The following is a 21,244-nucleotide window of genomic DNA, read 5'->3' as shown; positions in this document are numbered from 1 at the left end:
TTGCTGGTCTGTATAGCAGCAATGTTCTGCTATGACCACAATGGGCACAGAGACGGATTAGGCTTTATAAGCATCTATCCATTATCGATTTGTACAAAGTTACAATAAAAGCCCATAAGTTGAATCGTCATCTCTCTTTTTTGTAAAGAAACCATTATCTTTGCTGAATAAAAATAAGCCGGATAAAATGAACCAAGATACCATTTGTGCCATAGCCACCGCCCAAGGGGGAGCCATAGGATGCATCCGTGTCTCCGGACCGGATGCCATAGAGATAACATCCCGCATATTTACCCCTGCCCGGAAGGGGAAGAAGCTGAAGGATGCCAAGCCATATACACTTACCTTCGGTCATATCCATGAAGAAGAAAACATCATAGACGAAGTACTTGTCAGCTTATTCCGTGCCCCCCACTCGTATACAGGCGAGGATAGCACAGAAATCATGTGCCACGGTTCGAGCTATATTCTTCAGAAGGTGTTGCAACTGCTCATCGGCAATGGTTGCCGCCTGGCCGCTCCCGGTGAGTACACGCAACGAGCCTTCTTGGGTGGCAAAATGGACCTAAGCCAAGCCGAAGCCGTGGCCGACCTCATCGCCTCCACCTCTGCCGCCACTCACCGCCTCGCCATGAGCCAGATGCGCGGCGGGTTCAGTAAAGAGCTGACCTCACTACGCAACCAATTGTTGCACTTCACATCACTTATAGAACTGGAACTGGACTTCAGCGACCATGAAGAACTGGAATTTGCCGACCGCTCCGAGCTATGTCTCCTGGCAGACGGCATAGAGCAGGTAATTTCCCGTCTAGTGCAATCCTTCAGTGTAGGCAATGCCATCAAGAACGGTGTGCCCGTAGCCATCATCGGCGAAACGAATGCTGGTAAATCCACCCTGCTGAATGCACTACTAAACGAGGAACGAGCCATTGTAAGCGACATACACGGGACAACCCGAGATGTGATAGAAGACACAGTCAATCTTGGCGGGATAACTTTCCGGTTTATTGATACGGCAGGCATACGCGAAACGAGCGACACCATCGAGAGCCTAGGAATTGAGCGAACCTTCCAGAAATTGGAGCAGGCGGAAATCGTGCTCTGGGTAGTTGATGCCACGAATGCCGTCTCACGGATACCACAACTAACTGCCCAGATACTTCCCCGTTGCGAAGGGAAACGGCTCATTCTCGTATTCAACAAGGCCGATCTGGTGCAGGATGCCTCAACCATCCTCACCCCCAGTTTCACCCTGGCCGCTACTAATGTGCAATGCATCTCCATCTCTGCCAAAGGGCGTACCAACCTCGACAAGCTTCAGCAAATGCTAATCTCTGCCGCTAACCTGCCCACGGTTACCCAAAACGATGTCATTGTCACGAATATACGCCACTACGAGGCTTTGACCCATGCCTTGGAAGCCATCCACCGGGTCCAACAAGGGATAGCAGAAAATCTATCCGGAGATTTTGTTTCACAAGATATCCGCGAATGTATTTTCCATCTAAGCGATATTGCGGGGGAAGTTACGAACGACATGGTACTTGGGAATATTTTTGAACATTTTTGCGTTGGCAAGTGATGGCTTGGAAACAGCCGTAACTAACCATAATCATTCAGAACAAAGTCGCTGTATATCAGCAACTTTCCTGTTTTAACACTTTCCAGTCCGTATTTGGAAGTAACGGTTTTTATCCATATTTTTCTATCATATTTCTACCGCGACGGAAATTCACGGTTAGCCCGAATGTCACAGTAACGCATTAGTTGACGTGTGTTGACAATGGTTTACATGTGTAGACAAAAAGGGAAATTAAAAAACAGAGAAAATGATATAGAAAATATGGAAGTAAAGAGAATTTGTCAATGGTGCGGCAAACCGTTCATTGCACAGAAAACAACGACCTGTTATTGTAGCCCTCAATGCTCGAAGCGAGGTTACAAACATCGTATCAAGGAGCGCAAAATGGAACTGCGCCACATTCAGGAAATGCAGGAGCTGCGCTCCAGTTTGGAGAAGCAAGAATATTTCACTTTCTCGCAGGCTGCTCGATTGATGGGCGTGAGCCGTCAGTACATTTATAAATTAGTCAAAGAGGATAAACTTAGAGCATCCCGAATTAGCGGAAGAATGGCTTTGGTAAGGCGTGCAGACATAGAGTTAATGCTCAAAAGCAAACCTTACGAACGACTGGTTGCAAAAAACGACTTCGACATCACCGAGTATTACACTGCTGAAGAAATTGCAGAGAAATATAAGGTCAACGCCAAATGGGTGTGGACTTACACACGGCAACATAAAGTGCCGAAAGTGAGAATCCGCCAGTTCAACTATTACAGCAAGAAACATATCAATGCCGCCTTTGCCAAATACGAGGTGGATTCCGACCTTACTGAATGGTACACACCGGAAGAGATTCAAGAGAAGTACGGCATGACACGTGTCGCCATCCGTTCGCAGGTGTATCGGAACAACATTCCATCCAAGAAGGAGCATGGGCAGATATTCTACTCCAAGCTCCACTTCGACCTCTCGAAGAGTTCCGAACAGGAGAGCAAGGCGGAATACTATACCGTCAAGGAGGCAATGGAGAAATTCAAGCTCTCTCGTGATTCGGTTTACGGTATTCTGCAATTCCATCAGATCAACCGTGAGAAGAACGGACGGTTCGTCAGATTCCTGAAAGTGGAGTTTGACCGGGTAATGGGTGTCCGCAAATAGTCTAATTTATGACTATCCGTAAATTATTCAAAAATTAATCCCTGCTGTAGGTAATCTGCATGATTACATTATAGAGTTTCGCCGACGAATTAATAATAACCATAAAAATATAACATTATGCATGAATGCAAGACCGTGACATTAAGGACACGTCCGCTAAAAGGCAGGATGATGTCTTTCTATCTGGATTATTATCCGGGGTATCGAGACAAAGAGACAATGAAAGTTATCCGTCATGAATCGCTTGGTATTTATATCTATGCCAATCCGAGAAACAAACGTGAACAGAATTTCAACGAGGTAATGACCGAGAAAGCCGAAGCCATCCGTTGCCGCAGGTTCGAGTCGGTAGTCAATGAACGGTATGACTTCTTTGACAAGTACAAACTCAAGGCAGACTTTCTGGAGTATTATCGCAAGCAGCTCCGTAAGCATGACCAGAAATGGGAGTTTGTCTATCTGCATTTCAGTAACTTCGTACATGGTAAATGCACCTTTGAAGAGATTGACATCGACCTCTGTAACAAGTTTCGGGAATATCTGCTCACGGCCAAGAAACTGAGACGTAACGGCCCTATCACACGGAACTCCGCATCGGGATATTGGTCGACTTTCAGGGGCTTCCTGAAAATCCTCTACCGCAATGGAATGATAAAGACCAACGTCAATGATTTCTTGGATAAGATTGAAACGGAAGATGTGGTCAAAGAGTATCTGTCTGTAGAAGAACTGTATAAACTGGCTGAAACACCGTGCAAGAAACCCATTCTGAAAATAGCATCGCTGTTTTCATGTATGACCAGTTTACGTATCAGTGATATTCTTGCCTTATGTTGGGAAGATATTGTAGACTATTCAGCCGGAGGGAAATGCGTACACATCATTACACAAAAGAACAAAGCGGAAGACATCATTCCCATCAGCGAGGAGGCATTGGGATTGATAGGCTATAGTTCTGAAAAGAAAGGTTTGGTATTCAAGGGACTTATGCGCAGTTGGACACAAGCACCCATGAAAGAGTGGATTCGCTCTGCCGAAATTACTAAAAACATAACTTTCCACTCGTATCGGAGAACATTCGCCACGCTGCAAGCTGCGGCAGGAACGGACATCCGCACCATACAAAGCATAATGGCTCACAAGAGTATAACCACTACGCAAAGGTATATCAAAGTCGTGGATGCCAACAAGCGTGAAGCCAGCAAAAAGATTACTTTGACAAGGAAAGACTGACAGCCGTTTCGTCCTCGATTTCTGCGGTCAGAGTATGATTTTAGGTGAAAAATCATACTCTGACCGTGATATTTAGGATGATACCTGGTAACTATCAGTCTCTTTATTGCAACTATCTGGAATATCGATTATATCTTTAGCGCAAAACGATTCCAAATACTTGCAGACCATGACGAATAAAAAACAAATTCAGACTAAAAAGATAAGTTTTATCCTCGCACTGTCCGTTATCATTTATGCGGCCATAGATACTTATCTTTTCCTTTGCCATGACATCAATATCATGCGTATAACGACTCCTGTCATCCTTGGACTGGTAATAGCTATCATATTGTGCGGGCTCCTGCACAAATTTTTCTATAAATGGCTGACAAAAAATCCTATCAACTTCTCTTTGGGCGAACCATATACCCCTATTGTAAAATCAGAGAACGCCATAGAACCTACGGATGCTACTGAAACACTGCCCATCGAGCAACCGATGGATTTGCTTGAACAGAAATGTCCTCCGTCCCAACAGTCGAATCAAGATACTGTAAACTCTGATTGTCCGCAAGATTCTCATTTGAATAAATATGATTCCATATTGGTGGAACTCAAAAAGAAAGAGATTGAAAGGCAAGCGGAAATCATGGATGTGATTCGGGAATATGTAACCGTCAAGACTGCCCCCTATCTCTCCAAAGAGGATATTGCCACCCTCATTTCCAATATAGAGCATATGGCTTACGATCAATCTGAGTCATATAAACCGATTCGTTCCAATATAGACAATCCGCTGAGGTCGCCGGGACTTCGCCATTTGGCATGGAATGTCGGTGAACGCTTGGGAGTGCCCTTAGCGAAAAGAGCAGTTTTTATCAAGAAATCATTTCCATACGAACTTGTAAATGCGACCCTTGAATATCTCAGGCTCAATTTACGGGATAATGTTCCAAGCCAGATTCCTATTGATGTACCCGATAAAGGCGATTATCGCTTCCATTTAGATGCAGATAATGATGACTCGCAATAAAAAAAGTATGCAGACGAAATAATTAATCCGGTCTGTATTGTTCTGCAAGGTTTCATTGAGTTGGTTCGCAGCATGTTAAATGATTAAAATAGTCATAATATGGAAAAAGACCAACTGACATTCAACGACCTGCCGACTGTGGTAGGCGAACTATGCGACAGAATCGCAAGTATGGAAAACCTGCTTACGGAGAAACTTTCAAAGCAGTACGAAACCAAAGAGAACACACACGTCCCCATGACCGTACAGGAGGCTTGCAACTATCTTAAAATGCCGTTGTCGACCTTTTATTACAAGGTCAAGAAGGACGATATTCCGGTTATAAAACAAGGAAAGCATCTCTACATCTATCGTGACGAACTGGATAGATGGCTGGAATCTTCCCGGAAGAATCCGGCTCCGCAAAGTTTCGAGGACGAGAATGAGTCCTTGCTCGCCTCCCATCGCCGTAAACCGAACCCTAAAAACTGGTAGCGATGGAAAAGACAGACACTATTATTCTTTCTCCGGAAGAATTGGCCGCTTACATGGCGGAGTCTACAATAAGCGTAACAAGTACATACGAACACTCCCCGATGGTTCTGATGGTGGACGATACCATTATCGGAACATTGGGAAACTTCAGTGCTTCCATCGGAAAAGCCAAAAGCAAGAAAACTTTCAACGTTTCAGCCATTGTCGCATCGGCATTGAGTGGCAGCACCGTACTTCATTACCGGTCTATGTTCCCTGAGAACAAGCGGAAGATTCTATACATAGACACAGAGCAGGGGCGGTATCATTGCCAACAAGTATTGAAACGCATATTACGTTTGGCCGACTTGCCGGAATACAAGAATCCGGATAATCTGATTATGCTGGCTCTGCGCAAGTTTTCCCCTAAACTACGTCTAGCGATAGTTGAACAGGCCATTGGCACAATACCGGATTTGGGATTGGTCATCATAGATGGCATTCGTGATTTCCTTTACGACATCAACTCCTCCAGCGAATCCACCGACATCATCTCCAAATTCATGCAGTGGACGGATGACAGGCAAATCCATATCCATACCGTCTTGCATCAGAACAAGAATGATGAACATGCCCGTGGTCACATCGGCACGGAACTAAACAATAAAGCGGAAACCATCATGCAGGTCGAAGTGGACAAAGAGGACAAAGCTGTAAGCGTGGTCGAAGCCGTCCATATCCGTGACCGTGAGTTTGAGCCTTTCGCCTTCCGCATAAACGAGGAAGCCATGCCCGAACCGGTAGAGTCCTATCTGCCCAAAGAGAAGAAGACCGGACGACCAACCAAAGGACCGTTCGATCCAGACAAGGAGATTCCAAAGAATGTACATCGTCCAGCATTGGATACCGTTTTTGCCAATGGCAACATCAGCAATTACGATGATTATATAGAACGCTTGAAAGAGGGTTACGGATTGCAGGGTATAAAACTCGGTTATAACAAGGCGGTAAAGGTCGCAACATTGCTAAGCGACAAACAAATGGTTATAAAAGAAGGGAAAGATTATGCCTTCAATCCAGAATACCATTATTGAGTTCAACTTTACTTTATTGTCGGGGCGTATACATAAGAATAAAGTAAAGTCGGCAGGAAGACATCATGTGAGATATTCATATTCTCCCCTCTTTTAGAGGCTCATTTCATTCTATGTTTCCTATCCGAGTGCCAGTTCACTATACGCATCCGATATGGCTTGCCGTGAAGCATCAACAGGTAACTGTTGCGAGATATGCCAAGGTATAACCTCACTGCGTTACGGTTGTACATTGGCGCTCTCGCCTGCTCAGTTCCCTTGCTGGTGCGGTACTCGCAAGCTCGCACCTATTCAACCATTATAAAATGATTCAGATGAAAGAAGATATTGAAAATACATCGGACTCCTCGAAAGAAACCAGAAGTGTCTTCATCGGAGCAAAAGTCACTCCTACTCAGAAGGAGCATATAAAATCACTGGCCGGACAATGCGGCATGACTGTAAGTGACTATATATTATCACGTGCGTATAACTTCAAGCCAAAAGCAAGGCTCACGAAAGAAGAAGCGGTACTGTTACAGAATCTGGACGATTGTCGGTCAGACCTCGTAAAATACACCTCCGCCCTACACGGAATGTCCACAAAGCAGCGCATGGCAATGTTCAATCAGGTTCCGTTTATGGTGGGCTGGCTGAAAGAATTAGGTAATGTGGCTGAAAATATCTGCCAGTTCCTGAATGCTGTAAAAGAGAAGAACAAAATTCCGTCCACCCCTAAATCCGAAGAAGAATGATTGCGAAAGCCAAAGCCATATCGCACGGCATAAACGACCTCCGTTACATTACCGGCGAATCACAGCATAAGAAGCATCCGGAGAAAATCTATCGGGTATTGGACAATCTGTTGTCCTCAGAACCGGATGCTATGGGGATATGGAACTCCATGCAGTTGACCCTATCCCAGCATCGACCGATAAAGAACTCCGTTATCAGAATCGAGCTGAGTCCATCACCCGAACATACCCGATTCTATGACATCGAGGACTGGCAAAAACTCTGGCACGACTTCGCAGAGGAGTTCGACAAACAAGTGATTACCGGTAAGAACGGAAAAGTCCGTTCTTGCCAAACCAATTTGGCTAATAGCAAATACTCGGTTTGGTTGCATACGGAATCCAAAGGTGAAGTCCCCCACCTCCATGCTGCGGTTTGCCGTTTGGATGAAGATGGAAATATCAACAATGACCACAATATTCATCTCCGGGCGCAACGTGCAGCAGAGCGAGTGGCAAAGAAACGTGGCTGGACGACTGCGGCACAAATCCGAAATCGCAACATCCCACAGGTGAACAAGGACTGTATGGAGGTGTTGAGAGCGATGCCGTCATGGTCATGGGATGAGTATAAGAATGCCCTTGCACAGAAAGGCTATACCGTGCATGAACGAGAGGACAAGCAAGGTATTCTCCGTGGTTATGCACTCGTGCATGGGAATACCAAATACAAGGCTTCAGAATTGGGAGTCGGCAGAAATCTTATGATCTCGAAACTTCCTACAACATGGAAGAAACTGCACCACCAGCCGACCACAACCATTAAGAACAATACTCCCCAAGTCGTCCAACAACCAGCAGAACATAAGGCTGTCCCTATTGACTACACCCAATATCGCGCAGACCGTTCAGACATGATTCCCTATACCCTTAACCATGAAGGCAAGGAATACCGATTCTATATTCCGGGAAAAGTGCTTGACTGTTTCAATGACGAGTTCGATTACAGGTTTGTTGCCAACTGTCAAGAGCTTACTGATATAGCGGTAGCTATTTTTGTTGGGCTACTTGATACGCAGAATGTTGTAACTGGAGGTGGTGGCGGAGGTTCGCAAAGCGACCTTCCGTGGAGAGACAAGGACGAAGACGATTTGCAATGGGCTCGCAGATGCGCTCGTGTTGCCAACCGTTCGTTAGGAAAGAAAACGAAAACAGGATTAAAACGATAAGCCTATGAAGCCGAACATGAAAAAGAAATTCGATTTTTCCGCTGAAATGAATGAAGCGGAATCCATAAAAGCCACTCCAAAGAATGAATATCTGGAGGAAGAGAAACGGCTACTCAAAGAGAACATCAAGGAACTTGCCAGCCTGAATGACAACGTGCATTATATAATTACAAATCTGGACAATCTGCTCGAATTTCTACGAGAGTACAAAGTGGCTATTGCACAAGGGACGCAGGAACAGGCGGAAAAATTCGGGCAAACTGTCCTTGATAAGTTCCTTCACCAAATTCAAGACAAATGTAATGAAACTGAGCGAAAAATCCGTAAGGTTGACAGCCATATTTTCATACCATACACGATATTCTATATCTTGATTATCATACTGGTTGTCCTATTTTCTTTTTTCGCTAGCATCATAGTGGTCAATACGGAGATTTTGCACTCGGCATTGATTTGGAAGGCTGTTTTATGGTGTACAGTATCAGCTGTGATTGGAATGGTAATAACGATTCTGCTATCGAAAATCCTGAAAAGATTAATTGATAGATAGGAATTTACATGAGTAAGAATACAATTGAAGATAATTCTTTATCTTTGTCGAGTACATCTAACATGACATGAAATGAAATTATACAACAAGAAATATCTATCCTTCTTATTATTTATAGGATTACTACTAATAATCCCTATTATTTTGTTCTTCAAATACCTTCTCACTTCCCGATTATTGGCGATTCGCAGACATGGCTTTCCTTTTGGGCTTCTTACATCGGAGCCATTGCATCATTCGCTATGATTGCTGTAACATTTTTAACTCTAAAACAAAATCAAGCCCAACTAAATGAAATCAAACGCCAGTGGGAGGAGGAACATCGACCTCATCTCGTCTGCCGAATCATTGTAAATAAAAAAGCCTTTATTCTGCAAATATCCAATCCGAGCCAATTTGACGCATCTAACGTGATAATAAGCTTTGGAGATGACCTAATCAACAATCTTGATGATAAATTCCGCAACATGTACACCAATACTTCACAGAACCCTGTATATATCTCTTCTGGCAAATCTTGGAACTGCCTTATTGGATGGTGTGAAGATATTAATCAAAAATGGAAAGATAAGGATTTCAATATAATTACGGAAGTTAGCTATAATGACAAATATCGTTTAAACTCCATCATTCCCATCAAAACTTTTGTCAACCGCATTAACATACTCGTACAAAGTCCATTGGAAGATGCAGCTCAAGATTTGGTCGCAGGTCTTGTCAAACCCCATTCTGTCTCTCCACACAAAACAGTTCAAGTTTCTCTTGAAGAAATATCGAAAACCTTGAGTAAAATATCAACTAAACTTGACACTGTAGATGAAACAGATTAAGTAAAATGTGATAATTAAATAGAGCGAAGAAATTGCGATACTAAATTTCCTCGCTCTGTATATAACTCTATTTACCAAGTGACTTGAACACCTTAGCTATGCATCGCTTTTTCTGTTCCATATTGGGGTGAACATATAAGTCCAGTGTAGTCGAAATGTTGGAATGTCCCAGTAATACACTAACGGTCTTATAGTCACAACCGACTTCTATACAGCGAGTCGCGAAGCTATGACGCAGTCCATGATACTTCAGCTTGGGAATATCAAGTTTCTCCATAAGCCTTTTATAGTAGTTGCGATATGTGCGTGGCTCTGTCGGACGCTCATCATTAGTAAGAATGTAATAATCGTCATTAATTACTTTTTTCAAAGGCTTTAACATAGTAAGCAATTCTTTGTTTATCGGGATTTCACGGCAAGAGTTTTTTGTCTTTGGCGTGTTGATGACCAGCTCTGTATGTTTTCTCTCTCCTTCTATGATATAGATGCGTTCTATCGTCCGGTTAACGGTTAGAATCCCGTCATATACATTGATGTCGCTCCATTTCAAAGCACAGATCTCCCCTATACGCAGACCGGTACTAAGGCTGATATAGATACCAAGTCCCGGAAAGGAAAAGTGGCTCTGAATATAGTTCAGAATCTTTTTATGATTTGCCACGGACAAGACCTCCAACTTTTTACCAGCAACGTCTGTTGGGTACTTAATATCCCATTCGTAATAGTTCATCCATTCGTTTTTCACCCCGAATTTCATAACCATCTTTAGGACAACAAGAATGTCCTTAACAGATTTCATGCTCAATCCGCCTTCCAACTTTTCAAGCACAAAGCCTTGTACATCATTTTCATGAAGTTCGTTACTCTCACCAAACTTTGGCAAAATGTGATTTTCAAGAATCAACATGTAGGCTGCCAATGTCGATTGTTTCACATACGGTCGCTTGTTCTCTCGCCATGCGTCCGAAATTTCTCTAATTGTCTTCTGATTCATAATCTTGAATTTAATTGGTTCTAATAATTAGAGAAATATAATAGGTAATGTTCCCCATTTGAGATTTCCGGAGTTTAGTGGAGAGTGGGATTCTTTTAAATTAGTTGAATTAGGTAAATTCATAGGTGGAGGTACTCCATCTTCTTCAAACTTATCCTTTTGGACAGGTTCAATTCCATGGATTTCATCATCTGATATTAAAGAGGATAATATTAATAATATATCTATATCCCGTTATATTACAGAAGATGCTATCGAAAAATCTGCTACAAAATATTGTCCTGCGCCAGTCATTCTTATCGTATCAAGAGTAGGTGTTGGAAAAGTAGCATTATCACATACATCTTTATGCACTAGCCAAGATTTCTGTAATATTATAGATATAAAATGTCATCCAGTATTTCTTTCGTATAATTTACTTCGCACAATGAAGCGAAAATCAAGAGAAGTACAGGGAACATCTATCAAAGGTATCACATCCGATGAACTCCAAAAGATAAGAGTGTTTATACCCAAGAATAAGGATGAACAAAATAAAATTTCAAATCTTCTGACATTGCTCGATGAACGTATCGTCACCCAAAACAAAATCATTGAGGATTTGAAAAAGCTAAAGTCTGCGATTATTGAAATAGAATATAGCCCCAAAGATAGCTACCATTCCCATATAGGGGGTGCTATTGTACAAATATCAAAACGAAACAAGGATAATCATCTATGCAATGTATTATCAGTTAGTAATCGCCAAGGATTTATAAAGCAAAGCGAACAATTTGAAGATAGGAATGTTGCAAGTGACGACACATCAAATTACAAAATTGTAGAAAAGAATGACTTTGCTTATAACCCTGCAAGAATAAACGTGGGATCAATTGCTCGCCTTACAAAATTTGAGACTGGCATTGTCAGTCCAATGTACATTTGTTTTCGTACAAAGGACTGCTTACTGCCAGAATATCTTGAACTTTTCTTTGAATCCAGAAATTTCTTCTATCACATACAAAAGAGATTGGAAGGAAGTGTAAGGCTTTGCCTTTCTTATGAGGAGCTTTGCAACATTCCAATTGTGATACCATCAATCGAGAAACAAAAACAAGTTGATCTCCATCTGTCAAAATTGGCGCAAAAGATTGATTTGGAAATGAAAATCTTGCAATTCGTCCAGCAACAGAAGACTTATTTGCTTCACCAAATGTTCATATAAACATCTGACGGAGTAAATATTGCTTTTCTTCAAGCAACAAGTTTACAAAATTCATCTCGACATCGGCTTTTCTTTCAAATGAAGAGAGAAAAGCCGAAATTACTTTTTGTTCAGAGATGTTCGGTATAGTTATTTTAAATTTTGCCAAATCCTTTTTCTGAATGTTTGGCAATCCAGAACCTATACGAAGTTTCATTATTTCACTCTCCTTTGATTTTAGAAATTGGTACAGGTATTCCGTTTTTACATTATCCGTAGTATTTTGAATTGTGTAGCAATGTCCGCCACTCCAAAAAGGACAGGCGTTGAATTGTACATAACCGCAAGAGTTGCCACCCTCACTTATTGAGATGGTGTTAGCTTCTACATTATAATCGTTATAAAATCCAGATGGCTCTATTCCTCCATTCATAACATAATACTTGCCACTTTCTGAAAGAAATTCACCATTGATTTGTTTGCCTTTAACTACATCACCTATATCTTCCAATACAACAACATCACCTTTTATGGCATTGAAAAGTCTTTCTGAAATCGCAGACCTATAGACTTCATAATCCTTAATCAGAGGAATTGCACAGAATATGGTGCATAGGGGGAAGCCAAATGTACGTTTGTCGGATTGCATGATTTGCAATTCCTCAACTTTACAAGAAAGTGAGGTCTTAGAAAGTGGTACATATCCTGTATATGGTGCTAATGGCATAGTTGGATACCTTGATTGTTACGCAACCCTCAATGAAGCCATTTATATTATCAAAGATGGTTCAGGAGTTGGAACTGTTTTTTACGTGGCAGGCAAGTGCTCTGCGGCAGGCACATTGAACACCTTACAAGCCAAAGAAGGTTATTCTCTCCAATACCTTTATTATTTGCTGACGGTCTTCAACTTTGAACCTTATAAAACTGGTATGGCGATACCTCACATATATTTCAAGGACTATGGAAAAGCAAAAGTCTTTTGTCCGTCACATTCAGAGCAATTTAAATATACCAAGTTGTTATCTACAATAGATAGTAAACTATTAGCAGAACAGAATGCTCTGGTAAACTATAATTTGCAGAAGCAATACTTGCTTCGTCAGATGTTTATATGAACATCTGACGAAGTAGATACTGCTTTTGTCCTTGAGATTGTTTTAGTATGTTTTGCAGAAATTCCAGTTTTGTATTTAACGAGCATAACAATTTTGATATTGCTAACAGTTCGTTAGCATTACTGGGAATAGCGACATAGCTCTCTAAGAAGCGTTGGTTGGCAATATTTATTGTGTTCTTTGCTCCTTTCTGAACGAGAGGGTGAAGATAGTTCAGAGTATTCAATTCACTCTTGAAATACTCATGCAAGAACACACCCGTTGAAAATGTTTTAGGCTCATAAACTCCATATAGAGGTGACACAGCGACTTCGTTTTGATTGTAACTTTGCTTTATAATTCCGTAAGGAAATGAACCTGTTGGACTTTTCGTATATACCAAATCACCATAATGTACCACATGATATTTTGATGTATCACTGGCAGCGAACGAGCGACCAAGATATTCCATTTGATTTACAATCCCTTGAATAACAGACACGGAATAAACTGGGTAAAGGCTCTTATTCAATTCATTTCTTTCGGTAAGAACATTGGAAAGGAGAACCTTCTTCCAAGTCCCATTTGACAGTCCTCGCTTTTGCAGTTCAACCATAATTCCTCTGATTAAGGATTGAAGTTTCTCAATGATTTTGTTTTGGGTAGCGATGCGCTCGTCTATCAAGTCTAATAATCGAGATATTTTAAATTGCTCTTTTTTGTCAGGCGTATAATAAAAACGAATTGTTGCTAAATCCTCACTATTAATAGCAGGATAACTTGAGCCTGTGCAACGAACCATTACTTTTCTATTGAATCCGTCTGTATTCAATAGATGATAAATATAGTTTGGTGATTCTGTTGTCCTAATTTGAGCATATCCAGTAGAAGCAACCCATTGTTGATTACTCGTATTTAAAATTTTATGAATATAGTTGTTTTTCTGATAGGGACGCACACATTGAAACAGAATATCATTGTTATTTATAACGCGCTGTGCTCTACTTGGTGCTTCTTCTCGCATTATTTCTTGTATTTTTCTCAACTCACCTTTTTCGACGGCTTCCAAATCTATATAAATAAAAGTGTTCTGAAGCTGGTCTGATTTTGGATTTATAGCGGCTATATCTTGAAGTGATGCCATTTCCCACTCTCCACTAAACTCTGGAAATCTCAAATGGGGAACATTGAGGACTTTATTTTCGTTATTATCTGCCATAATCATTATTCTTTATCGGGATTGATATCAAACGGCAACAATTTGTCACCATCATTAAACCGGTCGAAATCGGAGATAAACGAACGGTCTTGAATCACTTTATATTTTTCATACTCACAATACGCCTTCTCTCGTGCCTCTTCTTGAGAAACTTTACCGGCTGAATCTTGTGCTTGATAGTCCATTGTAGCAAGAAACTGTTCAAGACGCTGCTTCCAGTCTGCCATCGTTGTAATGATATGGCGTTGAGCACGCTGTTCTGCAAATTCAAGAAATGCGTTAGTTACGCCGTTGAGTTCTGAAACCTCTTTGTCAGACAAGTAGTTCTTTGCTACAATCGTATCAGATTTCTGTACTCTGCCATTGGGAGCTTTTTTCCAAGTGGTCAGTCCCATGTGCGGCATTTCCGAGTCGGCACGTTCATATACTATTTCGGCAGCAGTACGATGAGTTACAGCCAAGTGCATCATGTTTTGCACCATCTTGAAGAACAATTTGGTACAATCCGACTTCGGGTCGTAATCCGCACTGCATTCGGCATAGATGTCTGTTATCTTTTGGTAGTATCTGCGCTCTGAGGTACGTATCTCACGAATACGCTCCAGTAAATCGTCAAAATAATCTTTGCCAAAGTGTTTTCCCTGCTTCAAACGTTCATCATCAAGCGCATATCCTTTAATAATAAACTCCTTCAATACAGATGTAGCCCAGATACGAAACTGGGTGGCTTGATAGCTATTGACACGATAACCTACCGCAATAATAGCATCCAAATTATAGAACAGAGGTGTACGTTCCACATCCCTTTTTCCCTCTGATTGAACTATCCCAATTTTTCGGATAGTTGCCTCTTTTGTAAGCTCGCCTGTTTCGTAAATCTGACCAAGATGATAGTTGACAGTCCGTACATCCACCCCGAACAAATCGGCCATACGCTTTTGTGACATCCAAAATGTTTCACTGTTGAATATCACTTCTATTCGTGCCTCGCCTTGCGCCGTTTTATACAGCAAAATGTTAGAACTCAACGAATTTTGCATCAATTCGTTTGTCGAAATTGTTCGAGTAAAATAATCGCGAGCTTGTTGTACCAACACTTTTTTGACATCGGCATTTTCGGCAACAATCATACATGCCATACGAGACAGACGGAAGATATTGACCTTACGGAATGAACCGCTTCCAATCCTTACCATATCAACCGCTTGGTTGAAATGGTCGTCTACATTCATTCCTTTTTCACCTGCCACCTTGATAGCCTTGTCTATGACTCTTTGGAATTTCCAATAAGCCGAATAGCCCATAGCAGCGCACAGGTCGCGAGAACTCCAGTATTCGTTTCCGCCCTCATCCTGACGGCGTATATTGCCGAATGATGGACGCATTTCGGGGATGTTGTCTATCTCTGCCATAGTGTAATTATTCAACCAGCCCCAATTCTTTCAAATAGATCTCTATCTCCTTATCCAGTTCGGCTCGCTTGGCTTCCAATTCCTTTATTTCAGCCATCACAGCTTTGATGTCGATAGGCTCTTCTTCCTCAAAAGTATCGACATAGCGAGGAATATTCAGATTATAGTCATTTTCGGCAACCTCCTGCAACGTAGCAAGATGACTGTACTTTTCAATTTCCTTGCGGTCACGGTAGGTTTCTACAATCTTCTGTATATGCTGAGGCCGGAGTTTGTTCTGGGTCTTGACCTTTTCAAACTCTTTGCTGGCATCAATGAACAAGATATTATCGTCTTCCTTACGGCATTTCTTCAATACGAGAATACAGGTCGGAATACTTGTACCATAGAATATATTGGCTGGCAAACCGATAATAGCATCGATATAGTTTTTCTTCTCTATCAGGAAGCGGCGTATAACACCCTCTGCATTCCCTCGGAACAGAACTCCGTGCGGAGCAACGCAAGCCATCGTACCACCTTCATTGAGATGATGAACCATGTGCAGGATAAAAGCATAGTCGGCTGTTTTCTTAGGGGCAAGCCGTCCTGCTTTACTGAAACGGTCGTCGTTGTTAAATTTGTCGGCGGCACTCCATTCGGCAGAGAAAGGAGGATTTGCAACCACCGCATCAAACTGCATATCATCGAATGCATCCCATTCAAGTGTATCGCCATTCTCTATTTTGAAGCTGCTGAAGCGGATGCCATGCAGCAACATATTCATTCGGGCAAGGTTGTAGGTTGTCGGATTCTTCTCCTGTCCGTAGATATATGCTGCCTTGCCAATACTTGCAGCACGGAGCAACAGTGAACCACTACCGCAGGTAGGGTCGTAAACATTACGCAAACGGTTATGTCCAAGAGTAACAATCTCCGCCAATATACGGCTGACCTCTTGCGGAGTATAGAACTCACCTGCTTTCTTGCCTGCACCGGCAGCAAACTGGCTAATCATATACTCATAAGCATCGCCCAAAATGTCAATCTCCTGCGATGCCTCCACACCAAACTTTATGTCATCGAGTGCAAGCAGAACATTGCTAACAAGCGTATTCTTGTCATCTGCTGTCTTTCCGAGCTTAGGGGAAGCAAGGTCAATATCCGAAAACAGACCACCGAAATCCTCTTCACTGTCACGTCCGAGCGTACTATCCTCAATGCGTTTCAATGAACGCTCCAGCATCGGAAGTATATTTTCTTTCCGCTTGATAGCTTCGATTACGGAAGAAAACAAGAATTTCGGTTCAATGAAGTAGCCTATATTTTCCAAGCACTGGTTCTTGACCTCTTCCTGCAATTCCGCAGCATCCGAATCGGGCATTTCCCATAATTTCTTGAATGTAACTTCATCATCCTCCAAAGCACTGTTAGCATACGTTTCTATCTTCTCCGACAGATATTTGTAGAAAATGAAGCCCAAGGTAAAATACATGAAATCGCTTGCCGACATATTGCCGCGCAAACGGTTTGCGACCTCCCAAAGCTGGTCACGGAGTTTCTGTTGCAGTTCTTCGCTCATATCTTTATTACTCTATATTATTCTGTATTACATCACTTTCCGGCAATGGTATATTGCTCTCTATTATACTTCTCAGGTCATCCAGCACTTTCCCTTTATATGAGAAATATTTTGCCCCTTGATATGCACCTGATGTATTCCGTTTCTCTTCTGGCATAAACGTACCGACAAAAGGGGACAATTTATAAATACGCCCTTCATATTCAACGGAATCATCGCTTGCCACCTTGACTTCTGTATTCGTAGGAATAAAGGTAACGCATTCGCCTATTTTAATACCGACCATGCTGAATTTGAAACGTCCTCGTTTTACGGTTCGTTTCTGCATTACAGACAACGATTCTTTTTCATTATGACAAACCGGTTTATTATCTACATAGACCGTGACAACCGCATCATCAATCATCTTGGCTATGTCATTGAATATATCCAAAGCTATTTGCGGCGGCACATTGAAAAACTCCCGATTCTGGCGAATACGCAAATCCGTCAACCGGTCGATGGTCTTGTGTACATGTTTTTCAACATCGTTATATTTGACAGTCTGAATGGTTGCATAAATCTCAAAAGGCAACGGAACTGCCGTATTATCAAGTTCCTTGGAACGTATATCAACAGGTCGCGCACTTTTACCGATCTTGACCCAATCCTCACGAAAACTTGGATTAGTCAAGATATACACATATCCTGGTTCATTTGTCTTTACCATATCTGTATTCCTTTTAATCCCAACTGAAAGTGCGTATGATATTACGCAATCTGTCTAAAATCCTTGTCAACGCCTTTCTCGTTTTTATCAGGCCGAGATGCTTCTCTTTCAATGCTTTTTGTATGATTTCTGGCTGCTCTTTTTGCAGGTAATCATATTCTTTAAGGAAGTGATTCAATACCGATGACGATATATCCTCTTCCTCAGCCAATGAGTTGACGGCATTTTCTCGCTCAACGGCAATATAGCGGTTCAACCGTTCTTCCAAATCGCTTGTACCGTCAACCTTGCCTCGCTGCATCATGAAGTTTTCCTTATCGTCATCCACATTCTTTTGAATGAAGCCATCGATAAGTTTGGCTTTGCTGCGCATTTCAGCGTCCTTAATCATCGTGTCAATGATATTCTGACGGCGTTCCGCATAATCGGCACTATATGGGTCAAGTTCTGCAATGAGTTCAAGGATATATGCCACATTGATAACGTCGCTATGCAAAAGCTCAAGGCAGAAATCCACATCGCCGAGGTCTCCATCATCCGAAGTATCTGTATTATCATCCGGTTTGGAAGACGGAGCTGGATCAACGAGTGCAAAAGTATCATGGATATCAAGATACTTACTCCTGAAATCCATAAACTGCTGTTCCGTCATGCCGAGATCATCAGCTTCTTCGCTATAATCCTCATATATTTGAATCTCTGCGTGTTTACGGATAATATCACGAAATGCCAAAACAAACTCTTTCTTAGCCGTTTCGCTCTGCAAAAGGTCTATGCAGTTTGTGTCCGGGTATTTCTTCAGAAAATCGGATGCAAGTTCCTTGTATTCCTGTTTGATTTCTTCAAACGGAGGTCGCACTATTTCTTCCGGATTGTTGCTGTTACTGAATAATTTGATAGCAGCATCCACATTGCTCTTCAAATCACGGAAACATACAATCTTTCCGAAGCGTTTCTTTTCGTTCAGCACACGGTTCGTCCGGCTAAATGCCTGCAACAAGCCGTGGTATTCCATGTTCTTATCTACATAGAGCGTATTAAGTTTCTTGCTGTCAAAACCGGTAAGGAACATTCCGACAACAAGGCAAAGATCAAGCGGCTTCATATCGGCTCGCTTCTTTTTCATGCGCAGGTTGATGTCATCGTAATATGCACGGAAGTTCTCAGTCGTAAACGATGTGCCGAACATTTCGTTATAGTCATCCATGATGGCTTGCAGCTCATCGACTTCGCCTGCACTGTCATTCAGATAAGAACCTGTACCCATTCCTGTCAGTTCATCATCCTGACTTCCATTGGCTGCATAGGTAAATACTGCACCTATACGAATCTTAGGATTCAGTTCCTTGAATATCTTGTAATAACGGATAAGCATCGGCACTGACTGCACGGCAAACAGCGCATCGAACTCTCCGTCAAATGTTGACTTATTGAAATTATTAAGGATGAATTGGGCTATTTCCGTCATGCGATTGGTACTGCCGTTCTGCACCTCCTCACTGCCATGATAGTATTCCACAAGAAAACCGAGAACATTCTCATCAGCAATGGCATCCTTAATCAGATAGCGATGCAGGCAGTTGCCGAACACCTCTTTGGTCGTATGACCATCAACTGCATTCTCTGTAAATATTGGAGTTCCGGTAAATCCGAATATCTGGGCATTATCGAAGAATTGCATAATCTTCTTATGACTCTCCCCGAAATGGCTACGATGGCACTCATCGAATATCATCACGATACGAGAATGGCGTATCGAATCTATTTTGCTGCTATACCATGTCTTGCTTACGGCTGCATTGAGTTTCTGAATAGTGGTAATGATAATCTTGGAGTTGCTATGCAGACGTTTTACCAACTCGTCCGTATTGTCCGTACCGTCAACGGCTCCCGGTTCAAAGGCTTCATATTCCGACTGTGTTTGTGTATCAAGGTCATGGCGGTCGACAACGAACATTACCTTATCTACATCATCTAACTCCGAAACGAGTTGCGCAGTTTTGAATGAAGTCAAAGTCTTTCCTGCCCCTGTTGTATGCCAAATATAACCGTTATCATTGGAGTTCTGCACTCGATCCAATATCTTTTCTACTGCATAGAACTGGTATGGGCGCAACACCATCAAGCATTTATCACCTTCATGTAATACGATGTACTTTCCGATAATCTTACCGAGCGTACACTTTTCCAAGAAAAACACAGCAAACTTATCCAGTTCATTGAATGGCAGGTTTGCCGCATCCGTCCAGTTGAATGTAAATTTATATCCGCCATTGGGATTATTGGCGAAATAACGAGTGTTCACACCATTGGAGATGACAAACAACTGAATATAATCGAACAACCCATGAAAGGATGTCTTATGATAGCGTTGAATCTGATTGTATGCCTGTTTGAGTTCTACTCCCCGACGTTTCAATTCAATCTGAACTAAAGGGAGACCATTGATAAGAATCGTCACATCATAGCGACACTTCTTTCGTCCCTCCACCGTAATTTGGCTCGAAACCTGAAATTCGTTCTGACACCATTGGGTACGATTAAGAAACTCTACCCAAATGCGCTGTCCGTTAGCCGTATCAAGAGGATATAGGTCGCGAAGCTTCTTTGCTTTTTCAAAGCGAGTACCACCTTCCAGATAGATTAATATCTTCTCGAACTCTTCATCCGTAAATGAGTTACGGCCAACTTCCGCCAGTTGTTTCTTGTTGTGAATTTCCAACTGCCGCTTGAAATTGGCATAAAGATTATCTTCTTCGGTAATCTGAACATACTCGTAGTCCATTTGCCGAAGTGTGGCTATCAGTCCGGCTTCCAACGCCGCTTCGCTCTGTATTGACATATTCTTGCGCCCTGTTATGGTGTTATTACTTATCTATTCCGGCTTGCAGTATTCTGATGCCTAATGCATTTTCTATCTTGCACAAGGTTTCTAATGACAGATTCTCGCGACCTTTCAGCACCTTGGAGACATATTGCTGAGTGCAATTCATCTTCTCGGCCAACGCTCGTTGTGTCATACCAAGTTCCTCCATTCGGTTTGACATAGTTGCAGCGATAGCTTGCGAATGACACATCCACTTTTCGTCTTTATTCTCCTCCGTTCCTTCAACCAATCCTAAAACCGTGTCTATCTGTTTTTCAGCCATTGTATACATCAAAAAATACCTTTGCCTTACTCTGTAGGCAAAGGTAGTATAAATAATCGAGATGACACAACTTTCAGGTTG

General features: G+C 42.0%; 20 protein-coding genes. 12 read left to right on the top strand and 8 right to left on the bottom strand.

Features of this window, described 5'->3' with window-relative positions; genetic code table 11:
- Window positions 1–187: 187 nt before the first annotated feature.
- From mnmE to ITJ87_RS09500, 10 genes are all read left to right on the top strand, one after another.
- Entirely contained in the window at window positions 188–1,582 is a 1,395-nt protein-coding gene (gene mnmE, locus ITJ87_RS09545) for a tRNA uridine-5-carboxymethylaminomethyl(34) synthesis GTPase MnmE (protein ID WP_196096216.1), read from the top strand.
- Window positions 1,583–1,843: 261 nt separating this feature from the next.
- Window positions 1,844–2,722: a helix-turn-helix domain-containing protein gene (locus ITJ87_RS09540; protein WP_117513472.1), complete on the top strand. Its 879-nt coding sequence runs from the start codon at window positions 1,844–1,846 to the stop codon at window positions 2,720–2,722.
- Between the two features lie 117 nt (window positions 2,723–2,839).
- Window positions 2,840–3,955: a site-specific integrase gene (locus tag ITJ87_RS09535; RefSeq protein WP_117513473.1), complete on the top strand. Its 1,116-nt coding sequence runs from the start codon at window positions 2,840–2,842 to the stop codon at window positions 3,953–3,955.
- A 169-nt stretch (window positions 3,956–4,124) separates the two neighbouring features.
- Window positions 4,125–4,970 carry a hypothetical protein gene (locus tag ITJ87_RS09530; RefSeq protein WP_117513475.1) on the top strand — a complete coding sequence of 282 codons (846 nt, stop codon included), beginning with the start codon at window positions 4,125–4,127 and terminating at the stop codon, window positions 4,968–4,970.
- 99 nt (window positions 4,971–5,069) lie between these two features.
- Window positions 5,070–5,444 (top strand): helix-turn-helix domain-containing protein, encoded by a 375-nt coding sequence (locus ITJ87_RS09525; RefSeq protein ID WP_117513477.1) that lies wholly within the window; start codon window positions 5,070–5,072, stop codon window positions 5,442–5,444.
- A 2-nt stretch (window positions 5,445–5,446) separates the two neighbouring features.
- On the top strand, window positions 5,447–6,517 hold the full coding sequence (locus ITJ87_RS09520) for an AAA family ATPase (RefSeq protein WP_117513479.1): 1,071 nt from the start codon (window positions 5,447–5,449) through the stop codon (window positions 6,515–6,517).
- Between the two features lie 314 nt (window positions 6,518–6,831).
- Entirely contained in the window at window positions 6,832–7,251 is a 420-nt protein-coding gene (locus tag ITJ87_RS09515) for a hypothetical protein (RefSeq protein WP_060385806.1), read from the top strand.
- Entirely contained in the window at window positions 7,248–8,459 is a 1,212-nt protein-coding gene (locus ITJ87_RS09510) for a relaxase (RefSeq protein ID WP_141412029.1), read from the top strand. The genes ITJ87_RS09515 and ITJ87_RS09510 overlap by 4 nt, the downstream gene beginning before the upstream one ends.
- 4 nt (window positions 8,460–8,463) lie before the next feature.
- Complete coding sequence (locus tag ITJ87_RS09505; RefSeq protein WP_225550585.1) at window positions 8,464–9,009, top strand: hypothetical protein; 546 nt, start codon at window positions 8,464–8,466, stop codon at window positions 9,007–9,009.
- A gap of 242 nt (window positions 9,010–9,251) precedes the next feature.
- Window positions 9,252–9,839, top strand: a complete 588-nt coding sequence (locus tag ITJ87_RS09500) for a hypothetical protein (protein WP_195427057.1) — start codon at window positions 9,252–9,254, stop codon at window positions 9,837–9,839.
- 67 nt (window positions 9,840–9,906) lie between these two features.
- Here ITJ87_RS09500 and ITJ87_RS09495 read toward each other — a convergent pair whose 3' ends face one another.
- Window positions 9,907–10,833: a site-specific integrase gene (locus tag ITJ87_RS09495; RefSeq protein WP_117513486.1), complete on the bottom strand. Its 927-nt coding sequence runs from the start codon at window positions 10,831–10,833 to the stop codon at window positions 9,907–9,909.
- Between the two features lie 58 nt (window positions 10,834–10,891).
- On the opposite strand from ITJ87_RS09495, the gene ITJ87_RS09490 reads away from it, so the two are divergent.
- The gene (locus tag ITJ87_RS09490; RefSeq protein ID WP_230391775.1) at window positions 10,892–12,037 is read left to right on the top strand and encodes a restriction endonuclease subunit S; all 1,146 of its coding nucleotides are present in this window, start codon (window positions 10,892–10,894) and stop codon (window positions 12,035–12,037) included.
- Here ITJ87_RS09490 and ITJ87_RS09485 read toward each other — a convergent pair.
- Window positions 12,030–12,665: a restriction endonuclease subunit S gene (locus tag ITJ87_RS09485; RefSeq protein ID WP_149952633.1), complete on the bottom strand. Its 636-nt coding sequence runs from the start codon at window positions 12,663–12,665 to the stop codon at window positions 12,030–12,032. The two genes, ITJ87_RS09490 and ITJ87_RS09485, sit on opposite strands and share 8 nt — an antisense overlap.
- On the opposite strand from ITJ87_RS09485, the gene ITJ87_RS09480 reads away from it, so the two are divergent.
- Window positions 12,664–13,134 (top strand): restriction endonuclease subunit S, encoded by a 471-nt coding sequence (locus ITJ87_RS09480; RefSeq protein ID WP_192919023.1) that lies wholly within the window; start codon window positions 12,664–12,666, stop codon window positions 13,132–13,134. The genes ITJ87_RS09485 and ITJ87_RS09480 overlap by 2 nt on opposite strands.
- On the opposite strand, the gene ITJ87_RS09475 is transcribed toward ITJ87_RS09480, so the two are convergent.
- The 6 genes from ITJ87_RS09475 to ITJ87_RS09450 form a co-directional block, all read right to left on the bottom strand.
- On the bottom strand, window positions 13,127–14,257 hold the full coding sequence (locus ITJ87_RS09475; RefSeq protein WP_196096329.1) for a restriction endonuclease subunit S: 1,131 nt from the start codon (window positions 14,255–14,257) through the stop codon (window positions 13,127–13,129). The two genes, ITJ87_RS09480 and ITJ87_RS09475, sit on opposite strands and share 8 nt — an antisense overlap.
- 80 nt (window positions 14,258–14,337) lie before the next feature.
- Window positions 14,338–15,744, bottom strand: a complete 1,407-nt coding sequence (gene rhuM, locus ITJ87_RS09470) for a RhuM family protein (protein ID WP_162502258.1) — start codon at window positions 15,742–15,744, stop codon at window positions 14,338–14,340.
- Between the two features lie 7 nt (window positions 15,745–15,751).
- Window positions 15,752–17,305, bottom strand: a complete 1,554-nt coding sequence (locus tag ITJ87_RS09465) for a type I restriction-modification system subunit M (RefSeq protein WP_141412032.1) — start codon at window positions 17,303–17,305, stop codon at window positions 15,752–15,754.
- A 7-nt stretch (window positions 17,306–17,312) separates the two neighbouring features.
- Window positions 17,313–18,014, bottom strand: coding sequence for a GIY-YIG nuclease family protein (locus ITJ87_RS09460; RefSeq protein WP_118433761.1), 702 nt, complete (start codon window positions 18,012–18,014; stop codon window positions 17,313–17,315).
- A gap of 13 nt (window positions 18,015–18,027) precedes the next feature.
- Window positions 18,028–20,856: a type I restriction endonuclease subunit R gene (locus ITJ87_RS09455; RefSeq protein ID WP_118433759.1), complete on the bottom strand. Its 2,829-nt coding sequence runs from the start codon at window positions 20,854–20,856 to the stop codon at window positions 18,028–18,030.
- Between the two features lie 25 nt (window positions 20,857–20,881).
- Window positions 20,882–21,163: a helix-turn-helix domain-containing protein gene (locus tag ITJ87_RS09450; RefSeq protein ID WP_032577722.1), complete on the bottom strand. Its 282-nt coding sequence runs from the start codon at window positions 21,161–21,163 to the stop codon at window positions 20,882–20,884.
- Between the last annotated feature and the right edge of the window lie 81 nt (window positions 21,164–21,244).

Source organism: Bacteroides sp. HF-162, assembly GCF_015679285.1.
GTDB lineage: Bacteria > Bacteroidota > Bacteroidia > Bacteroidales > Bacteroidaceae > Bacteroides > Bacteroides uniformis.
The sequence above is the reverse complement of the archived record's forward strand: the minus strand, read 5'-3'. Positions and strand labels throughout refer to the sequence as shown.